The sequence below is a fragment of the Brevibacillus brevis genome (genome assembly GCF_022026395.1).
GTDB lineage: Bacteria > Bacillota > Bacilli > Brevibacillales > Brevibacillaceae > Brevibacillus.
Map to the genome: position 1 here is coordinate 3,899,849 of NZ_CP041767.1, position 18,956 is coordinate 3,918,804.

At 48.4% G+C, this 18,956-nt stretch carries 20 protein-coding genes; 2 read left to right on the forward strand and 18 right to left on the reverse strand.

Features of this window, described 5'->3' with window-relative positions:
- Positions 1-39 precede the first annotated feature (39 nt).
- From ftsL2 to FO446_RS18645, 5 genes are all read right to left on the reverse strand, one after another.
- Positions 40-453, reverse strand: a complete 414-nt coding sequence (gene ftsL2 / locus FO446_RS18625) for a cell division protein FtsL (protein WP_173608215.1) — start codon at positions 451-453, stop codon at positions 40-42.
- Between the two features lie 33 nt (positions 454-486).
- Positions 487-1,431, reverse strand: coding sequence for a 16S rRNA (cytosine(1402)-N(4))-methyltransferase RsmH (rsmH, locus tag FO446_RS18630; RefSeq protein ID WP_173608216.1), 945 nt, complete (start codon positions 1,429-1,431; stop codon positions 487-489).
- A gap of 17 nt (positions 1,432-1,448) precedes the next feature.
- Entirely contained in the window at positions 1,449-1,880 is a 432-nt protein-coding gene (mraZ, locus tag FO446_RS18635; RefSeq protein WP_007717680.1) for a division/cell wall cluster transcriptional repressor MraZ, read from the reverse strand.
- Positions 1,881-2,031: 151 nt separating this feature from the next.
- Positions 2,032-3,291, reverse strand: a complete 1,260-nt coding sequence (locus tag FO446_RS18640; RefSeq protein WP_047068374.1) for an adenosylhomocysteinase — start codon at positions 3,289-3,291, stop codon at positions 2,032-2,034.
- Between the two features lie 94 nt (positions 3,292-3,385).
- Positions 3,386-4,276, reverse strand: coding sequence for a LysR family transcriptional regulator (locus FO446_RS18645; protein ID WP_173608385.1), 891 nt, complete (start codon positions 4,274-4,276; stop codon positions 3,386-3,388).
- Between the two features lie 128 nt (positions 4,277-4,404).
- Here FO446_RS18645 and FO446_RS18650 point away from each other — a divergent pair, with 128 nt between their 5' ends.
- Positions 4,405-5,667 carry an APC family permease gene (locus FO446_RS18650; RefSeq protein ID WP_232773341.1) on the forward strand — a complete coding sequence of 421 codons (1,263 nt, stop codon included), beginning with the start codon at positions 4,405-4,407 and terminating at the stop codon, positions 5,665-5,667.
- A 40-nt stretch (positions 5,668-5,707) separates the two neighbouring features.
- On the opposite strand, the gene FO446_RS18655 is transcribed toward FO446_RS18650, so the two are convergent.
- The 10 genes from FO446_RS18655 to FO446_RS18700 form a co-directional block, all read right to left on the reverse strand.
- Positions 5,708-6,760 (reverse strand): S-layer homology domain-containing protein, encoded by a 1,053-nt coding sequence (locus FO446_RS18655; RefSeq protein WP_221869101.1) that lies wholly within the window; start codon positions 6,758-6,760, stop codon positions 5,708-5,710.
- A 161-nt stretch (positions 6,761-6,921) separates the two neighbouring features.
- A complete protein-coding gene (gene bshC / locus FO446_RS18660) occupies positions 6,922-8,544 on the reverse strand; it encodes a bacillithiol biosynthesis cysteine-adding enzyme BshC (RefSeq protein WP_237898747.1) in 1,623 nt (540 codons plus the stop codon).
- 123 nt (positions 8,545-8,667) lie between these two features.
- On the reverse strand, positions 8,668-9,225 hold the full coding sequence (locus FO446_RS18665) for a helix-turn-helix domain-containing protein (RefSeq protein WP_007717657.1): 558 nt from the start codon (positions 9,223-9,225) through the stop codon (positions 8,668-8,670).
- Positions 9,226-9,277: 52 nt separating this feature from the next.
- The gene (locus FO446_RS18670) at positions 9,278-9,676 is read right to left on the reverse strand and encodes a DUF3397 domain-containing protein (protein WP_016740712.1); all 399 of its coding nucleotides are present in this window, start codon (positions 9,674-9,676) and stop codon (positions 9,278-9,280) included.
- Positions 9,673-10,638 (reverse strand): ketopantoate reductase family protein, encoded by a 966-nt coding sequence (locus FO446_RS18675; protein WP_237898750.1) that lies wholly within the window; start codon positions 10,636-10,638, stop codon positions 9,673-9,675. The genes FO446_RS18670 and FO446_RS18675 overlap by 4 nt, the downstream gene beginning before the upstream one ends.
- 170 nt (positions 10,639-10,808) lie before the next feature.
- Positions 10,809-12,347 carry an acyl-CoA carboxylase subunit beta gene (locus FO446_RS18680; protein WP_106783012.1) on the reverse strand — a complete coding sequence of 513 codons (1,539 nt, stop codon included), beginning with the start codon at positions 12,345-12,347 and terminating at the stop codon, positions 10,809-10,811.
- A 17-nt stretch (positions 12,348-12,364) separates the two neighbouring features.
- Positions 12,365-13,138, reverse strand: a complete 774-nt coding sequence (locus FO446_RS18685) for an enoyl-CoA hydratase-related protein (protein WP_173608222.1) — start codon at positions 13,136-13,138, stop codon at positions 12,365-12,367.
- Positions 13,139-13,175: 37 nt separating this feature from the next.
- Positions 13,176-14,075, reverse strand: a complete 900-nt coding sequence (locus FO446_RS18690; RefSeq protein ID WP_237898754.1) for a hydroxymethylglutaryl-CoA lyase — start codon at positions 14,073-14,075, stop codon at positions 13,176-13,178.
- Between the two features lie 52 nt (positions 14,076-14,127).
- Positions 14,128-14,340 (reverse strand): biotin/lipoyl-containing protein, encoded by a 213-nt coding sequence (locus FO446_RS18695; protein ID WP_015892116.1) that lies wholly within the window; start codon positions 14,338-14,340, stop codon positions 14,128-14,130.
- A 31-nt stretch (positions 14,341-14,371) separates the two neighbouring features.
- Positions 14,372-15,727 carry an acetyl-CoA carboxylase biotin carboxylase subunit gene (locus FO446_RS18700; RefSeq protein WP_237898756.1) on the reverse strand — a complete coding sequence of 452 codons (1,356 nt, stop codon included), beginning with the start codon at positions 15,725-15,727 and terminating at the stop codon, positions 14,372-14,374.
- Positions 15,728-16,004: 277 nt separating this feature from the next.
- On the opposite strand from FO446_RS18700, the gene FO446_RS18705 reads away from it, so the two are divergent.
- On the forward strand, positions 16,005-16,472 hold the full coding sequence (locus FO446_RS18705; protein ID WP_047068385.1) for an N-acetyltransferase: 468 nt from the start codon (positions 16,005-16,007) through the stop codon (positions 16,470-16,472).
- An 86-nt stretch (positions 16,473-16,558) separates the two neighbouring features.
- Here FO446_RS18705 and FO446_RS18710 read toward each other — a convergent pair whose 3' ends face one another.
- The 3 genes from FO446_RS18710 to FO446_RS18720 all read right to left on the reverse strand — a co-directional run bounded on the left by FO446_RS18710 (position 16,559) and on the right by FO446_RS18720 (position 18,567).
- The gene (locus FO446_RS18710) at positions 16,559-17,200 is read right to left on the reverse strand and encodes an RsfA family transcriptional regulator (RefSeq protein ID WP_173608225.1); all 642 of its coding nucleotides are present in this window, start codon (positions 17,198-17,200) and stop codon (positions 16,559-16,561) included.
- Between the two features lie 134 nt (positions 17,201-17,334).
- Entirely contained in the window at positions 17,335-18,102 is a 768-nt protein-coding gene (locus FO446_RS18715; RefSeq protein ID WP_232773347.1) for an enoyl-CoA hydratase/isomerase family protein, read from the reverse strand.
- 87 nt (positions 18,103-18,189) lie between these two features.
- Positions 18,190-18,567, reverse strand: coding sequence for a Spx/MgsR family RNA polymerase-binding regulatory protein (locus tag FO446_RS18720; protein WP_016740704.1), 378 nt, complete (start codon positions 18,565-18,567; stop codon positions 18,190-18,192).
- Positions 18,568-18,956: the final 389 nt, after the last annotated feature.

Genomic DNA, 18,956 nt, shown 5'->3' on the forward strand with positions numbered 1-18,956 from the left:
CTAAGAAAAAATGTTACCGCACATAAGGAGCAGTAACATTTAAGGTTTTTTGTGTTGTGTTTGTGGCAGAGAACTCGCCTGTACTTCTGGTTTGCCGATCGTATGTACAGCTGCCGGATTGTATACCATCCCCTGCTTCTCTGCTTCTTTTTGCAGGCGATCCCGGTTGGTCATTTGTTCAATTTGCAATTTCAGCGTTGCATTTTTTTCTGCCGTTACACGGTTTTCATGTTTGGTGCTCTGGATATCGTAATTCAACTGGGAAATTTGCGAGTAGCGGACACCCACTAGACCCATGCCGACGACGGTTAACGAGATAAATAAGAGATACAGCAATTTTTCTCCGGTCGGAATCGTTGGCTTGATTCGAACCGTGCGTTTTGTTGTTTTCGTTACAGAGCGGGATTTTTGTTCCAACTCCATAGCTAAATTTCCTCGGTAGTAATAACTCATCGCTTCTCCCTCCCCTTTCTCGTCGATCCCGGTCTACAGCTTCTCCGCTACCCGTAGTTTAGCTGATCGTGCACGATTGTTTGCTTCCAATTCAACTTCTGATGGCAAAATCGGCTTCTTTGTAATGACTTTTACTACCGCTTTATTTCCGCATGTACAAATCGGAAAAGCTGGCGGGCACGTGCACCCTTTGGAAAAGTCTTGATAAATTTGCTTGCAGATTCTGTCCTCTAAAGAATGAAACGTGATGACACTGACCCGACCTTCTGGATTCAAAACCTCAATTGCATCGACGACGGCTTCTTTGAATGCATCCAGTTCATCATTGACTGCGATCCGAATTGCCTGAAAGGTACGCTTCGCCGGATGGGGTCCGGTACGGCGCGCAGCGGCAGGAATTCCTTCCTTGATCAACTCAACGAGTTCCCCTGTTGTTTGGATCGGCTGCTTCTTCCGTTGTTGAACGATTTGCCGGGCAATTCTCCGGGAAAATTTCTCTTCTCCATACAGCCAAATGATCTTGGCAATCTCTTCTTCGTCCCACTCATTGATAATGTCATAGGCGGACAATGGCGCTTGCTGGTCCATTCTCATATCCAAGGGTGCATCGGCATTGTAACTGAAGCCGCGCTCTCCCTCATCCAATTGCGGAGAGGATACCCCGAGGTCAAATAACACCCCGTCTACACCCTCCAAGCCTAAATCTTTCACAATGTCTTTGATATGGCGGAAGTTGCTCTTTACCAGCGTGACTCTGTCCATATAGGTAGCGAGTCTTTCGCGGGCATTATCCAGTGCCCAGTCGTCCTGATCGATGGCAATAAGTCGACCGCCCTCCGTCAACTTCGAAGCAATCAAACTGCTGTGCCCAGCTCCGCCGAGTGTACAGTCTACATAAATGCCTCCAGGACGAATGTTTAGCCCTTCGACAGCCTCATCCATCAAAACGGTTACGTGATGAAACGACAATGTCGTCACTCCTGTTCTTCTCGCTGCTACAAATTAAAATCAACCAGTTTTTCGGCAATTTCTCCAAAAGAGCCTTCTGACTGGGCAAAATAATCTTCCCAGCGTTCCTTGCTCCATACCTCTACACGGTTTGACACCCCGATGATCACACATTCTTTTTGCATGCCTGCATGCTCACGTAAATTGGGTGGTATGTTTACCCTTCCCTGCTTGTCCCACTCGCATTCGGTGGCACCTGAAAAGAAAAATCGTGTAAATGCGCGAGCATCTGCTTTTGTAAAGGGGAGAGACTTGAGTCTTTCCTCTAGTTGTTTCCACTCATCTTGCGGATAAGCAAACAAACATTGGTCCAGCCCGCGGGTAATAACAAAGGAAGTGCCTAGCCCTTCACGGAATTTGGCTGGGATCGTCAGGCGGCCTTTTTCGTCGATGCTGTGCTGATATTCCCCCATGAACACGCCCTGGTCCCCCACTTTCCTGTCGGTTGGCTCCACTTTCCCCCACTTTTCCCCACCTAGTACCTATTTGTTATTATAAAAAAAAATCCTGCGTTTGTAAGCAGGATTTTTTCGCATATTTTTTTGCCGGGAAAAGACGGGATTCGAGGAACTATTCGACCCAGCTTTCCAGGTAGGATTTTTGCTCATCTGTCAATTTGTCGATTCCGATGTTCAGAGCTTCCAACTTGTACTGAGCAACCATTTGATCCAACTCGAATGGTACGTTCAGCACTTTTTTGCCAATGTTTTTGTACTGTTCATTGACATAAGCCAAGGATACCGCTTGCAGAGCAAAGGTCATATCCATGATTTCAGCCGGATGTCCGTCGCCAGCAGCCAAGTTCACGAGGCGGCCTTCTGCGAGCAGATACACTTTTCGACCATCAGCCAGGACAAATTCTTCAATATCTTTACGCACAATACGGGAAGAAGTCGACATTGCATTCAGATCGACCTTGTTTACTTCGACATCGAAGTGACCCGCGTTGGACAAGATTGCGCCATCTTTCATCACAGCAAAATGCTCTTTGCTGATGATATCGCGGTTACCTGTCACTGTTACGAAGTAGTCACCATGCTTCGCAGCTTCGAGCATTGGCATTACTTCAAATCCATCCATGTAAGCTTCTACCGCTTTGATTGGGTCGATTTCGGTTACGATGACTTTTGCGCCCAAACCTTTTGCACGCATCGCTACACCTTTACCGCACCAGCCGTAGCCAGCTACCACCACCGTTTTACCAGCTACTACAAGGTTTGTAGTACGGTTGATACCATCCCATACGGATTGACCCGTGCCATAGCGGTTGTCGAACAAGTATTTGCAGAATGCATCGTTTACAGCAACCATCGGGAACTCCAGCTTGCCTTCTTTCTCCAACGCTTTCAGACGCAGAATACCTGTTGTTGTTTCTTCTGCACCACCGCGTACTTGAGACAACAGATCACGGCGCTCGCTGTGCAAAATAGTGATCAGGTCGCCACCGTCGTCAATGATCAGGTCAGGGCGAGTTTCCAGTGTTTTGATAAGATGCTCTTTGTATTCTGCAGGATCTGGATTGTATTTCGCAAATACGCGGATACCGTCTTCCACCAATGCTGCGCAGATGTCATCTTGCGTGGACAGCGGGTTGGAACCGGTAATGGTTACTTCAGCGCCACCAGCTTGAACTACTTTTGCCAGATAAGCCGTTTTCGCTTCCAAGTGCAAGGAGATCGCAACTTTCAGGCCTGCAAACGGCTGCTCTTTTTCAAAGCGCTCACGAATGCGGTTTAGGACAGGCATGTGTTCTTTTACCCAATCAATTTTCAGATGGCCGTTGTGCGCCAACGACATATCTTTTACGATGCTTTCAGACACTGTGTTCATGTATGGATGGACCTCCTTTTATCTCATAAAGCAACCTTCTCTATCATATCATACGCAAGTTCAACCATCACCTGTTTTTCCTATTATCGGCAGTTTACGGTTCTGCGGTTTCTACCGTAAGCAACTCCAAAAAGCGCAGCAAAGCCTGTGGCATCCATTTCTTTTTATGGTAGACCAACTGCCGGAATACACGGATATCCGGATGGGAAAAGGGGAGTATAACGAGTGTACCATTTTTCACTTCTTCTTGTACGACAATTTTCGGAAGCAACGCAATTCCTAAATCATAGGCAACGCATTGTTTTATCGCTTCCAGACTGCCAAATTCAAAAGAAGATTCCACCGTTGCTCCTGCTTCACGCAACACCGCTTCCATCATCCCTCGGTAGCTGCATCCCTTTTCTGTAAAAATCCAGGTTTCCCCGGTAAAATCGTGGGTTTCTACCTTCTCTTTTTTCACCAGCGGATGGGTAGGGGCAGTAACAACGACTAGTTTTTCCTCACCTAAAACGACATTTGTCAGTTCAGATTGATCTTGGAGCCAATCGAGCACAAAGGCGAAATCGAACTTCCCTTCCTTTACCCCTTGCCTCAAATCTTGGCAAATGCCCGGTGCTAGCATGATCCGCATACGCGGCTGCTCCAAGCGAAATTTTTGCAAATAAGGGGGTAAATAAAAGGCCGCCAATGACTCCACTGTTCCTATACTCAACGTTCCCGCCAGTTGCGCTTGCTCGGACAGATTCGCTTTTGCCTCATCTAATACGGCTTGCAGCTGTTCGCTGTAGCCGAGAAGCACTTCGCCTGCATGGGTAAGCCTGATTTTTTTGCCCCAACGCTCGAATAGGCTGACACCGAACTCCGATTCCAGGTTTTGAATTTGGGTCGTCACACTCGACTGCGCGTAGCCCAAAATTTCTGCTGCACGAGTAAAGCTTTGGCATTTTGCTACTTCACGGAAGGTTTGCAAATAACGAGTATCCAGATTTCCCCCTCATTTCATCGAAAAAATCGATTCGAATCATCTAATATTATAGATAACTCCGATTATTAAGTCTATGCTACACTTCAGTTACCAACGACAAGGTAAGTAAAAAAGCGAGGGATCTACCTATGGGGAAATTATCTACGCAAGCCCCCGGTCTAGCCAAAACACTGCGACTTCCGCAAATCGTCGCCTTATATATCGGGGCGGTGATCGGTTCCGGCGTATTGCTCATCCCCGGACTCGCAGCCGAGAAGGCTGGTCCTGCTTCCATTTTAGCTTGGCTCGTCATGTCTATTCTCGTCCTGCCCATGGCCATTACAATGGGGCTGTTATCTGCTCGTTACCCGAGCTCAGGTGGAGTCTCTACTTTTGTAAGGACAGCGTACGGAGATCGATTCGGAAACATGGTTGGCTGGTTCTTTCTCTTGTCTGTCCCGATTGGCGCACCGATTCTTAGTGTTACAGGGGCCAACTACATTGCGATCCTGCTGAACTGGAATGAGTCGCAAGTTTATGCAGCGGCGGCTCTGCTTCTTCTCGCTGTCGTAATAATGAATGTTGTAGGTTTGCATGTAGCTGCACGTGTCCAAACGATTGTTGTCTCGCTGATTATCACGATTTTGATTTTGGCCGTTGTCGCCAGCATTCCGCATGCATCTGTGACTCACTTTACCCCATTTATGCCAAACGGTTGGTTGAGTGTCGTGCAAGCCGCAGGTCTGATGTTCTGGTGCTTCATTGGGTGGGAAGCCGTGACGCATCTTTCAGAGGAATTCGTCGATCCTGCGAAAAATGCGATTCGCGGTGTCTTGTGGAGTGCAGGAATCGTTGCTGTCTTATACTTTGCCGTAGCCTTTATGACTGTGGCTACGCATAGCTATGGGGTCGGCATCTCCGCTGCATCGCTCAGTGTCATGGTTCAACTATCCTTGGGTCCGATCGGCGGATGGATTGTAGCCGTAACCGCCTTGTTCATTTGTATCGCGACAGCCAACGCGTACATTGGAGCTGCGTCACGCATCGCCTATTCGTTGGCTCAAGAAAAGATCGCTCCGCGTTGGTTTGGCACCCTCCACGTCAAGTACCGGACACCAATCGGCGGACTTCTGTTTCTCTCTCTTTGTTTTGTCGTCGTTCTTGGCGTACTCTATTTCGACGTGATCGACTTGTCCAGACTCATCGAGCTTCCCAATGCTACCTTTTTTGCGACTTACATCGGCGGGTGTCTGGCCGGGGTACGGCTGTTGCACAATAGTCGCGTAGGCCGAATCGCTTCTTGGACTTCTCTCGTATGTACCGTAGGGCTGTATCCTTTTTTGGGGTGGTCCGCTCTCTATCCGCTCGCGATTGCACTCGTCCTTTTTATTTGGCAAAAACGTCATGCCTGACACGAAAAAAGGCTGGGGTCATGTCCCAGCCTTCTTTTTCTTATTCATCTTTTCCAATCAGTCGAAACGTTTTGCCATCGCTCGAGGAAAGGTAAAACGTGCGATCGACGCTTCCGCCCAAATCCCCTGCGTAATATTGAACCGTCATTCTGTATTTATTCATTCCGATTTTTGCAAAGTACATCAGCTCATTGAACTGCGGAAACCGGATATAATCATACACTTCATATTGCATAAACGAAAAATGCTCGCGTAAAAACGATTCGCTCACAGGCAGATTGTTTTTCTTTACATACGCGACCAAGTCATCATAGCGTCGAATTTTTTGCTTATCCATCACATCACTTACGAATGACGAGACAGCTTGTGTCATTGCCTTTTTCTCGCTCTCCGGTACATTGCCAGGGTACAGCTCGTCTATTTTCGTTTCCAAACGATTTAATAGGACGACTGCCTGTGCTCTGTTGATTTTGTCATCAGGACGAAAGCTTCCATCTGGAAAGCCAGCCAGAATCCCCATTTTGTAGGCAGGGTAGACCGTCATCACCTGTGTTTCATTTTCGACCGAAAGATCCGTAAAAAATTTCGCTGTCGTTCCCCGATATTTTTCCCCTTCGGATTGATGCCCGATAGCTGCCAGCAAGGTTCTTGCCGCTTCTAACCGCGTCATGCTATCCATCGGTTTCCCCGATGGCATGATACCCGCAGAAGCCAAATGGTGATAGGTTTTTTCCGACCAACGTCCCGCAGCAGCCTGCAAGTAGGTCTCTTTGATATAGCCTTCAGGCTCATGACCTGTGAAGGAAGGTATGACGCGTTCAATCAGGGATAAAAACTGTTCTTGCGTCACCGTTTGCTCTGGCTTAAAGGTCCCGTCGGGAAATCCTTTGATCAATCCTTTTTTGGTAGCAATCCCTATTTCCTTTGCTGCCCAATGTCCATTCGTGTCGATAAATGCAGGGGAATTGACCACATATTCTTCCCGTGCGTCGGCCTTCTTCATTCCTGCGGTTGCGATGCCCGTCAATAAAACCGACAAGCTAACAACTAGTAGAGTGGCTTTTTTCCCGATTTGTTGTAATGTAATCTGCATCCCGAGTACCACCTTTCCCCAAAAACAATCCATTACTACTAAGACGCAAAATTTGTCGGAAAAGTTTCGGCATAATTTGATGAAAAGTTTTCCATCTGCTTAAACAACAAAAAAATAGCCGGGTCCACTTCTAGGACGATCCGACTATTTTGCGCTGCATTTTACAGGTAATAAAGTTGATGAGTACCATCATGCGCGAATGGCGCATCTACTAATCGGTCAATCAAACCAAGACCATACTTATTTGCAAACGGGAAAAACGAATGCTTTCTTTCTTGCAGTCCACCTTCGGGCAACAAAGCGGTCTCAATTCGTTGGACGCGGACGTGTTCCACGTCATCTTTTTGCTGTAGCGAACGAATTAGACGTTCTTCCAAAAAGGAGACCTGCTCTAGCAGCAGCTTACTATTTTTCTCCGCCAGACCACGCAATCCGCCATCCAGAGAAACGACTTCCTCTACCAGCGGACGATAGATCGACATAATCGACTCCCGTGCCGAAGCGAATTGCTGCTCCAACGGATGTGGCCCCTGATTTTTGGACCACTCCGTTTTCCAAGCGGTGAAATCAGTCAAGACTTGTTCAACAGACAACCCCAAGCTATCCAGCAGTCTCAGTTGAGCACCTTCCACAAGGGTAATGGACATCCGAGGCAATACGATCGGCATCTGCATCCCGAATAGCTCGAATACCTCCCGATAAAACGCCCAATACGCAATCTCACCCGGACCTCCAATGAAGGCAAGCGTAGGAAAGAGATGCTCCTGCATCAACCCACGAGTAACGACGTTTGTGCTAAAACGCTCCGGGGTATCTGCAACCTGCTTGAGCAATTCATCGCGACTGTAAGAACGTCTCCGATTGATAAAGCGCTCCCCGTGACGTTCTAGCAGCAATCGATCATCGCCCTCATAGACGAACAGATTGGCTTGATGCTCTTCCACTTGCAATTGGAGTGGATAGCCAGCCGTTGAAATTCGATCCGCTGCCCGCAGCATCACCTTCGTCAATTGCTCATTGTTTTCGATGATCTGTGAAAAAATGGGTTGCTGCAGTTCACGAACAAACGGCAACGAGGATTCAACCAGAACAAGACCGTGCTTGCCAAACAGTTTTGCCATCAAGCGGGCAAACCACTCTGCGACTGTGCGCGAGTCTGATGCAGTCTGCGTCAGCAACTCACGAATCTGTTTGGTTTCGGTAGTCTCTGTCTGTCCCTGGAAAAACTTTTCCAGGAACTGCGTACACAGCTCAGGGTCCAAGGGTAGCGTACTTGCCGATTGACGGCCCTTTTTGTTCAGAGCCAGTCGCTCTTTGTGCAGGCGCTTTCCATCGTCCGCTCCCCAGTACACGTGATCGATCTCATCGATGTCATGATCTTCGCCAGCAATCCAAAACACCGGAATGACGTTCGCCTGAAGCTCAGCAGACAGCCTCTTCGCTGCCTGGATCAGATGAACAGCCTTGTTGACCGTATAGAGTGGCCCACCCAGAACTCCTGCTTGCTGACCGCCGATGACCACATAGGTGTCTGGCTGTTTGAGCAACTCGATATTTTTCAGTGTTTCAGGGTGAGTACCCATCTCTTTATTAAATCGATATAAACCTTCCACGAGCTGGTTCCGGTGAGGATAGGATTGACTTCGAAGCCATTCCACGCGTTCTCGATAGGACTGTTCACGGTAGGGATTATGCTCAAAAAACTGTAATGCAGAGGCATTTTGCTGCTGGTACTCCTGTGCCAGCGGATTCGCCAATGGAAGCGCGAGACATTCAACATTCATGCTAGCTCACCTTTCTTCGGGCCATGGTCAACCAAAATTATAACATGCTCCACAGCCACAAAAAACAAGACAACCCACTTTAATGGGTTGTCAAAGTGTAATACAGGCTCGTTTGCGCTTGCATTAAAATTGCGGAGGGGTGACGGACCAGATTAACAAAGCTTCCGTTTCTCCTGTATTTTCGATTGAGTGTGTTTTGCTGCTATCAAATGAAATACTGTCTCCTGCTTCCAATACATGCTCTTCATCGTTAAAGCGTGCTGTCACACTGCCAGTAATGACCGTGAAGCACTCTTCTCCCTCTGACTGCACGAACTTGTCGACAGCCATTTCTCCAGGCATCAGTCGCACTTCCAGCATCCCCAGCTTGGCACTACCTCCCATCGAGAGCAGCGAATACGTGCCCGTCGATTCAGGAAAGACCAGTTGTCTGCGTTTTTGCAAGCGAGTCACATGCACCTGCTTTTGATCAATATCTTCGAAAAAATGAATGATGGGTGACTCCAGAGCTTTGGTGATTTTCCACAGCGAATCCAGCGACGGCTGTGAAATTCCACGCTCTACTTGGCTCAGCAAACCTTTGCTTAACCCTGTCTTGCCTGCCATAATTTCCAAGGTAAAGCCGCGTTCTTTCCGAATCATTCGAATCTTATGACCGATGGTCTCGATGGGAAGTCGCATAGTTCCAACCTTCTTTCTTATCGGAATAAATACGATATGTATCAACAGTGCTTTACACGACACCCATCGTTTTGATAATTCCGGTCGTAAACAGCACTATGTAGACGATTCCAAACCAGAGAAACGACAATCGCCAGGCTGAAAATCCTACCTTTTTGAGGGAGAGCCGCCCCTTCAACTTCATCTGTACCCACCCAAGGAGTATGGTTACCACCAGGTAAAAACAGAATACCCACCACCAAGCGGAGAATGCCTCGGGCCAGATCAGTTCGTAAGCGGAAACGGCAGAGCGAATCACCAAAAGATTCGTGATATTTATCGCGAAGCGGCCTGCCAATTTCTTGTTCCGCGTCATTCCATACAAGATGAAATAAACGATCGGAAATCCGAGAAACGGCACAACCGTCAGCGTCCCCCACAAATAGGCCCAGACATTCGCCAAAAAGGTCATCTACTGTCGCCTCCCTCCTTCCGTATTCCCATGTCTGACTTTAGAAGGATAACGCGAAGCAAGGTTTCGTGCAGCGGAGTCGGAATCCCGGCTTTTTGCCCTAGTTGGACGAGATAGCCGTTGATAGACTGCACTTCCGTCGGTCTGCGCTTCTTAATATCCTGCAGCATGGAGGAAAGATTACGGGAAGTATTTCGGCAAATGGAGACAATTTCCTGCAAGTCTGCATCCTCGATTTTTTGTCCAGCATACGCGGCTACTGCAGCTGCTTCCACAAATAAAGCACGCATGAGCTGTTGCGTATGTGAATTTTCGAGGAGGGCACCATTTGGGATTTCAAAAAGCGCGGTTAACGGATTGATCAGCGCATTTGCGATGAGCTTGCGCCAAGCGAAGGGCTGTATTGCCTTTTCATAGATAGCCTCCATGCCTGTTGCTATTGCCCATTCGACAAATATGCGAATCAGTGGATCATTGCAATCAGAAGTCTCCCAAGAGCCTACACGCAAAGTACCTGTACCGGTGTGCACGACTTCTGTAGGCGACAATCTCCTTGCTCCTTCCGTATTAATCGCAAAGAAGCACTGTGTCTCCGTTAAAACGGTTCGAAGCAATTCGTAATGACCCATGCCATTTTGCAAAGCGATTACTCTTGCCTTGAGGTCCAACCTTTGTAGAGCTGGGAGCAAGCTGTGCAAATCTGGCTGCTTTACAGTTAACAGATACAGATTCCCTTCAGGCAATCCTTCTTCAATGGAGCGAGCGGCTACGGGAACAGTGACTGAATCCCCATTCAGCTTTTGAAAGCTGAGCCCGCGTTCATTTAGCTGATTCGCCTGGAGTGAACTGCGTGTAACAATCGTAACAGGTTGTCCAGCGTGTGCGAGCCTTGCTGCATACAGCAGCCCGACAGACCCTCCACCTATGACTACTACCTGAAACGTCATTGGTTCTAGCAGCATTTGTTCACCCACATTAATCAATGCTTATTTTTCAAGAATAACAGAGTTTTCGGGATTGTTCAATTGATTGCCACAAAAAAAGATCGAAATTATCGAAATATTCCTTGGCTCCCACACCTTTTTTGTAAAAAAATAGGCTGTCGCCCATTGACGACAGCCTGACCCCTCAATTATACGGGATAAACAGCATGCTTTCTGTCCGAAAAAACGTGACGCTTTTCCTTGTAAACCTCGTAGCGCTGGATTAATTCGCGTCTCAGTTCGCTTGGAGGCACAACAGCATCCACAATCAAGTTCGAAGCCAGTAAGTACAGATCGATGTCTTCCTGATACTCTCTGCGTTTTTCCTGAATAAACGCTTGACGCTCCGCCGGGTCCTCAATCGCCTGTATTTTGTTACTGTAGACGGCATTAACGGCTGCTTCTGGTCCCATCACGGCGATTTGGGCTCCGGGCAGTGCGAGGCAAGCATCTGGTTCAAAGGCAGAGCTAGCCATTGCATACAAGCCAGCACCATACGCTTTACGTACAATGACAGATATTTTCGGTACTGTGGCTTCCGCCATGGCGGAGATCATTTTTGCCCCGTGTCTGATAATACCTGCCCGCTCTACGGCTGTCCCAATCATAAATCCCGGAACATCCGCCAAGAACAACAGTGGAATGGAAAACGCATCGCACAGCGTGATGAATCTAGCCGCCTTGTCAGCCGAATCGACAAACAAGACTCCTCCTTTTACACGCGGCTGGTTGGCAATGATACCGACAGGTTTGCCATCCAGACGTGCCAATCCGGTAATCAGTTCTTGGGCAAATAATTTTTTGATTTCAAAGAACGAATCCTCGTCGACCAATGCTGTAATGACATCATGCATATTGAAAGCTGCATTTTGGTTCTCCGGCACGATGCTCGTGATTTCTTTCGCTGTAGACACAGGAGCTTTTGCCAGTGCAGTCGGCGGCGTCAATGTATAGTTCGCCGGGAAGAAGCGCAGATAGCTGCGCGCTGCTTGAATCGCTTCTTCTTCATTGGCAGCCAGTACGTCGCCGCATCCGCTGACGGAGCAATGCATGCGTGCGCCGCCCAACTCCTCCAAGCTCACTTTTTCTCCAATCACCATTTCCGCCATGCGCGGAGAGCCCAAGTACATGCTCGCGTTTTTGTCGACCATGATGACAATGTCACAAAAAGCAGGGATATAAGCGCCACCAGCCGCAGAAGGTCCAAACAAAATGCACACTTGTGGAATTTTGCCCGAAAGCTTCACTTGGTTGTAAAAGATTCGGCCAGCCCCCCGTCGGCCTGGGAACATCTCCAATTGATCAGTGATACGCGCTCCTGCTGAATCGACGAGATAGAGAAGAGGAACACGCATTTTTTCGGCTGTCTCTTGAATGCGAATGATTTTTTCGACGGTCCGCGATCCCCAAGACCCGGCTTTCACAGTCGAATCATTTGCCATCACGCAGACGGTTTGACCATTAACCTTGCCAATTGCGGTCACAACTCCATCCGCCGGCAGATCGCCTGCCATAACATTCGCGAACAGCCCATCCTCGACCATGAACTCGTCATCGAACAATAGCTTGAGGCGATCGCGGACGAACAGCTTGTTTTGCTCCTTGAGCTTGTCATGATACTTGGCATCGCCCCCTTGCACTACTTGGGCAATTTTTTCGTGCAATGTGTCTTCCAAATGTTTGGTCATCAGCGTAATCCCCCTCGTCACTCTCCGCGGTATATCGGTTTTCGTTTTTCTTGGAAGGCTGCGAGTCCTTCTAGGCGGTCTTTCGTCGGGACGAGCAGCTTGTACGCGTTGCTTTCAATCTGAAGTCCGCTACCTAGCTCGACTTCCACTCCACAATCGATGGCAAACTTGGCTTGGGCTAAGGCAAGTGGAGCATTCGCTGAAATTTGCTCGGCCAAAGAAATGGCTGTCGCCATGAGTTGATCAGTGGGAACAATCCGATTGACTAACCCGATGGACATTGCCTCCTCTGGAAAAACACGCCTTGCCGTAAAAATCAGTTCCTTGGCGACGCCTTTTCCAACCAGCCGAGGTAGGCGCTGTGTTCCGCCGGCGCCAGGGATGATCCCGAGCGATGTCTCCGTTAACCCCATCTGGGCCTGATCACTCATGATCCGCAGATCGCACGCCAATGCCAATTCGGTACCGCCACCCAGTGCCAGCCCGTTAATCGCCGCGATGACAGGTTTCGGTAGCTTTTCCAGCTCTGTGAACGTATCTCGAATCGTTTGGATATAGACATCAACCTGCTGTGGTGACATGGAGCGTCGCTCTCTCAAATCTGCACCAGAGCAAAACGCCTTGTCACCAGCCCCTGTCACAATGACCGCCCGGATGTCGCGATTATGGTTGATTTCACTGATCAAGCCGCGCAGTGTCACAAGCGTATCCAGATTGAGGCAGTTAAAAACTTCTGGCCGTTGCAGCGTCAGTACGCCGATTGCGCCCTCTCTTTGCAGGGAAACCGTCATCTTCTATCCCCTCTTTGCGAATGTGTGGAAATACAGATCATCCAGCTGGTTTACTTGCGAGCGATGCCCGTAGCACTTTTGAGGGGAGCTCTTTGCCCAACTGCTGCCCAATATACGCACCAGCCTCAATCAACTTCTCGAGATCGACTCCCGTTTCATAGTCCATTCCGTGCAACATGTAGACCAAATCTTCAGTCGAAATGTTGCCGGCAGCTCCTGGGGCATACGGGCATCCACCAAGCCCGCCGATTGAGCTGTCAAAGATTCGGATTCCTTCATCAAGCGCCGCTGCTACGTTCGCCAATCCGGTTCCTCTCGTATCATGGAAATGGGCGGCTAAGCGCTCGTTCGTAACATCTTTCACAAGTTCTCCAAAAACCTCATGAACCTGCTTCGGTGTTGCAACCCCTATCGTATCCCCGAGAGAAATCTCGTACACTCCCATTTCCAACAGATCCTCTGTCACCCTGCGGCTATTGTCCAGCGGAACGTTTCCTTCATACGGACAGCCGAACACCGTTGAGATATATCCACGAACTTTCATCCCGAGAGCCAGCGCTTCCTGGGCAACCTCCCGCAGGATCGGATACGTGTCTGCTATCGGTTTATTGATGTTTTTTTGATTATGGGTTTCAGAGGCAGACATGAACAGGGCAATCTCTGTCAGTCCGCACTGGCGCGCCCGCTCCAGACCGCGAATATTTGGAACCAATGCGCTAAGCGCTACCTCTTGGCTGCGATTGATTCCCTGCAAGACCTCATCTGCATCCGCCAATTGCGGTATCCATTTCGGATTCACAAATGAACTTGCTTCTATCCGCTTCAAGCCTGCTGCCATCAGCTTATGAATCAAGGCAATTTTTGCTGCTGCCGGAACGATCGCGCTCTCATTTTGCAACCCGTCACGAGGACCGACCTCCACGATTTGCACACGCACAACAAGTCACCCCCCTCGCCTAGCGGTCGCTCAGTTTAGAAGTATTCTAATCCTATTCCAAAACGACAATGATATCGCCATCATTGACAAAATCGCCAATATTCGCTTTAACTTCCACAACCTTGCCTGATGCTTGAGCCTGTACAGGAACTTCCATTTTCATCGATTCCAGTACAAGGACATCTTGTCCTTCATTGATCTCGTCACCTGGCTGCACCAGAACATTAATAACGGTTCCTGCCATATTGGCTGCTACTTGTTTCATGGATGGATCTCTCCTTTACATATCATGGATATTAGCGTTTTTCCGTGCTTGACGCAGTTCCGCGCTCAGTAACAAACCATGTTGTATAGTTACCTGCTCGGAATTGTTCATTCTGTAATACTTCTTGCAAAAACGGAATGTTCGTTTTAATGCCAGTAATCAGAAAATGATCCATAGCCTTCTGCGCCTGCTGTACAGCCTCTTCTCTTGTCGCTCCAGAGACAATGACCTTTGCAATCATCGGGTCGTAAAAAGGAGTCACCTGTGTACCTGTCTCTACCCCATCATCAATTCTTACATCTTCAAATGCAGGTGGCTGGTACAACGTAATCGTCCCTGGCGATGGCAGGAAGGTGACAGGGTCTTCCGCATAGACACGCAGCTCAATCGCGTGGCGCAGAGCCTTGACGTCCTCTTGCTTGATCGACAGCGGGTGACCATCGGCAATGTCCAGTTGGAGCGACACGAGGTCAATGCCCGTCATTTCTTCCGTCACGGGATGCTCCACTTGCAAGCGTGTATTCATTTCCAAGAAGTAAAAGTTTTTCTGTTCATCTACGATAAATTCAACCGTTCCTACACCTGAGTAGCCCACTGCTTTCGCTGCGGTAACCGCTGCATTGCACAAAAGCTCTCTTGTTGCTGTGTCCAAAAAGGGCGACGGGCTTTCCTCGAGCACCTTTTGATGTCTGCGCTGTATGGAGCATTCCCGTTCTAATAAGTGGATGACGTTTCCATGTTGATCAGCAACGACCTGCACTTCGATGTGGTGCGGACGTTCCACGTATTTCTCCATGTACATCGCATCGTTTCCAAAATACGCTTTTGCCCGACCTTTCGCCGATTGGTAGGCTTGACGCAGTTCGGCCTCTTCTCGGCAAATGTGCATCCCGATTCCTCCGCCGCCAGCACTTGCCTTGAGCATCACGGGATATCCAATGGACATCGCGATGACAGCTGCTTCATCTGGAGAATCGATAGCCTGTTCACACCCCGGAACTACCGGCACTCCCGCAGCCTCCATCATACGGCGGGCAGTCAGCTTGTCACCCATTTGCCCGATGACCTCGGGGGTTGGCCCAATGAATAGAAGACCCTCCTCCAGAACACGGCGGGCAAAAGCTTCGTTTTCTGACAAAAGACCGTAGCCTGGGTGAATGGCATCGGCACCGGTGCTTTTCGCTGCTGCAAGAATAGCCTCTACGTTCAGGTAGCTGTGCGGAACGGGCGGTGGACCAATATGGACTGACTCATCTGCTTCACGTACAAACGGCAGATCCTTGTCTGCATCCGAATAGACAGCAACCGTAGCCACTCCTCTTGCCTTGCATGTACGGATAATTCGTCTGGCAATTTCACCACGGTTTGCGATTAATACCTTTTTCATGGCAACGCTCCCCTCTTTGACAAACCGACTACAACCGTAAGCGCTTCCAAATTGTTTGCCTGGTTTGTATCATGTGATGCTACTTTCTATTTTGCCACGAGAATGATCATAGTTCTAGGATGAAATTTTAAATTTTTCCAAGGAAGCGAAATCATTTCCTGACAATCCCTCTATATAAAAAAAGAAAAACACTTCGGAAAAGCCTAACATCGTGTATAATAAAGGGGCGGGGCCAAAAGGTGGCCAAGGCAAAGAGCTGTGAGAGGAGTGGCTAACCATGTTTGAAGTAAGACGTTTGCAAATCAACTATAAGACACTGGAGGAATTCCAGAAGTTTCGCGAATTTGGCCTGGAGGAGCTTTCTATGAAGGAAGACCTGGAGGCGAACATCGTGGAAAATGATTCGGAATCTCCATTTTACGGTATTTATGACAACGATCTTCTGGTAGCACGTATGAGCCTCTACAAAATTGACGGGAAATACGACCGTTACTTCCAACCTGCGCAAGACTATTACGAGCTGTGGAAGCTTGAGGTCCTGCCTGACTACCGCGGCAAAGATTACGGAACAGCTTTGGTTAACCACGCGAAGAGCTTTGGAGCTCCTATTAAAACCAACTCCCGCTGCCGCGCAGACGATTTTTGGTTGAAAATGGGCTTCACGCCTGTGAAGTACAACCTCATGCGTGATCGTGGTGAAAACCCGTACGTATGGTTGCCAGAGAGCGTAGAGCTGCAAGACTAGCTCCCTCTTTACTAACATGAATGACAGATGAATGCGCAAACAAAAAGAAGCGGATCAATCACCGCTTCTTTTTTCATACCTAGCGCTTATTTTTCCACGCGCTCTAAATTTCCGTTTTCATCCATTTTGAAGATCGCTTTGTTGGAATCTTCTTCCTGTAAAAAAGCAAGCTTGCGTGCACGTTCCATAATCTGTACCAACGCACGGTAATCATCATTGACACCCTGAACCTGATCCAGCTCTTTTCTAGCGCGTTCGTGGGCTTCTTTCAATTCTTTTAACTCCAACTCTTTTCCTTCCAACTCTTGTTCCAATTGTCGCAAGCGACGAGTCATTTCCTTTTGATTGACGAGCATGCGAATGACTGCTTCAATCTGCTGCTCCTCTACATCCGCGTACTTTTGCACCTCTGCTATTGGTGTCTCAGAACGTTTTGTATGCAACGTGACGACCTCGACCTCTGCCACCACAGGGGGCGGTGCTTGAATCCTCCCGAGCTTTTTCAATTGCTGCCTCTGGCTTTTCGCAATCGAAATGGCCGCATCGTACCGTTTACGTACGCAACTGTTCCAGCGGAAGCCGCACGCAGCTGCTGTCCTTCCCAACCTTTGACCCACTTCTTCAAATGCAGCAAGCTGTGTGCCGCCTTCGCGTATGTGGCGCAAGGTGACTTCCGCCAACACTAGATCGTCATCTTCGGTCCATGCGTCTTGTCTGGAAGCTACCATATGAGTCCCTCCCGTTACCTTTAAAAAGGATGATGTAATTCATCCTATGCTTTTCCCTACTCTTGTAGAATCGCTTTCTACTAGAAAAAGTATGTCCAAGCAAATAAATGTTTAAACGGAAAGGTCTACATCGATCAGGACATTGGGCGCTTTGTCAGGAAGCTTTCCACTACGGAGACGTGCTCAGGGCTACCCCATAGATGCGCACATTGACTCACTTCACGCCGGATTCGTTCTTCTTGCGGAATACCCATACGCTTCCACCGCAGGATCTGCATGTACGCTTCAATGCCAGCTAGTGGCTGGGCAGCGATTTTTCGAGCGAAACGATATACTTCCTCCTGGAGCTTCTCTTCCGTGTATACCTCGTCAACAAAACCGTAGGACTTGGCTTCCTCTGCACGCAATCTGTCACCAGTCAACAGGAGAGCGAGTGCTTTTGACTCTGGCAGCAAGTCCAACAGCCGACTTCCCCCACCCCAGCCTGTCGTAATATGCATACTGATTTGTACAAAACCGAACGTCGCCCGGTCACTGGCAAAACGAAAATGACACGCGCCCGCAAACTCACAGCCACCTCCGACCGCGGCACCGTTAATCATGGCAATCACCGGTTTGGAATACTGATCAATGGCGGACAAAAGCCCCGTCACTTTGCTGAGCAAAGGATGCGCCTGTTCAAAGCCACGAGCTGCAATAAACTGATTCAAATCGCCTCCGGAAACAAAGCTTCTGCCCGTCCCCGTCACAATCAGAACCTTCACCCGAGGATCGGCTTGGCAGTCTTGCAGGACCTGATGCAGTTCGTCAACCAGCTCCACGCTGATGGCATTATGTACATGCGGTCGATTTAATGTGATCGTGGCAATACCGTCCTGTTTTTGCAAAAGCAAGGTCTCCATAAGAACTCCCACCTCTTTATCAGCTTGTGGCTTTATTTTACCTTTCGATGGACAAACAAAAAAGAGGAGGTCTTTCCCCCCTCTTCATTAGGACAACAGATTTTTCATGGCGGAAGAATTGAATCCGACAATCAGGTTTTCACCGTCAGTCAGGATCGGACGCTTCAAAAGCTGAGGCTCTTCGCTAAGCATTTCGAGCAGTTCCTTCACCGACATATCATTAATATCGACATCCAGGTTTTTAAAACGCTGACTTCTCGTCGACAAGATTTCATCCAAGCCATTTGAAGTCATTTTGATAATATCCAGCAGTTCTTCTGCTGTCGGTGGATTTTTGAACAAGTGACGCTCTTCGTAATTCACTCCGTTTTCTGCCAGCCATGCCTTCGCTTTGCGACAGGATGTGCAGCTAGGATAAGTGAAAAACGTTAATTTTTGTGTTTGTGTACGTTCAGCAACGGCCATTGGTTACCCCTCCATCTCATCTATTACGCATGATTTCATCTATAAAAGTCTTACGATTTGCAGTTCTTGATGTTTGGTTCAGGCTCTTACAAAAAGTTAGCCAATAAAATTTCTTTCCTTACTTTGGATTTTAATGCTTCATTAACACTATGTCAATAGTAGTTAATTTAAAAACTAGATGAAAATTCGTGTGATATCCTGTTGTAGCACACTGCTACCTTAACAAGTAACACAAAATGGGATACACTTATGAAGATTGTTCAAAAAGTTGTCTTTTGATCACGAAGGAGTCCTGAAAGTTGGGTAACATCGAAAGAGGCGTTCACCTTCAAAGTCCGGTGCTCATGTAGGTCCCCTACACTCACCACTTTCTCGGTGCTGAAAAGACG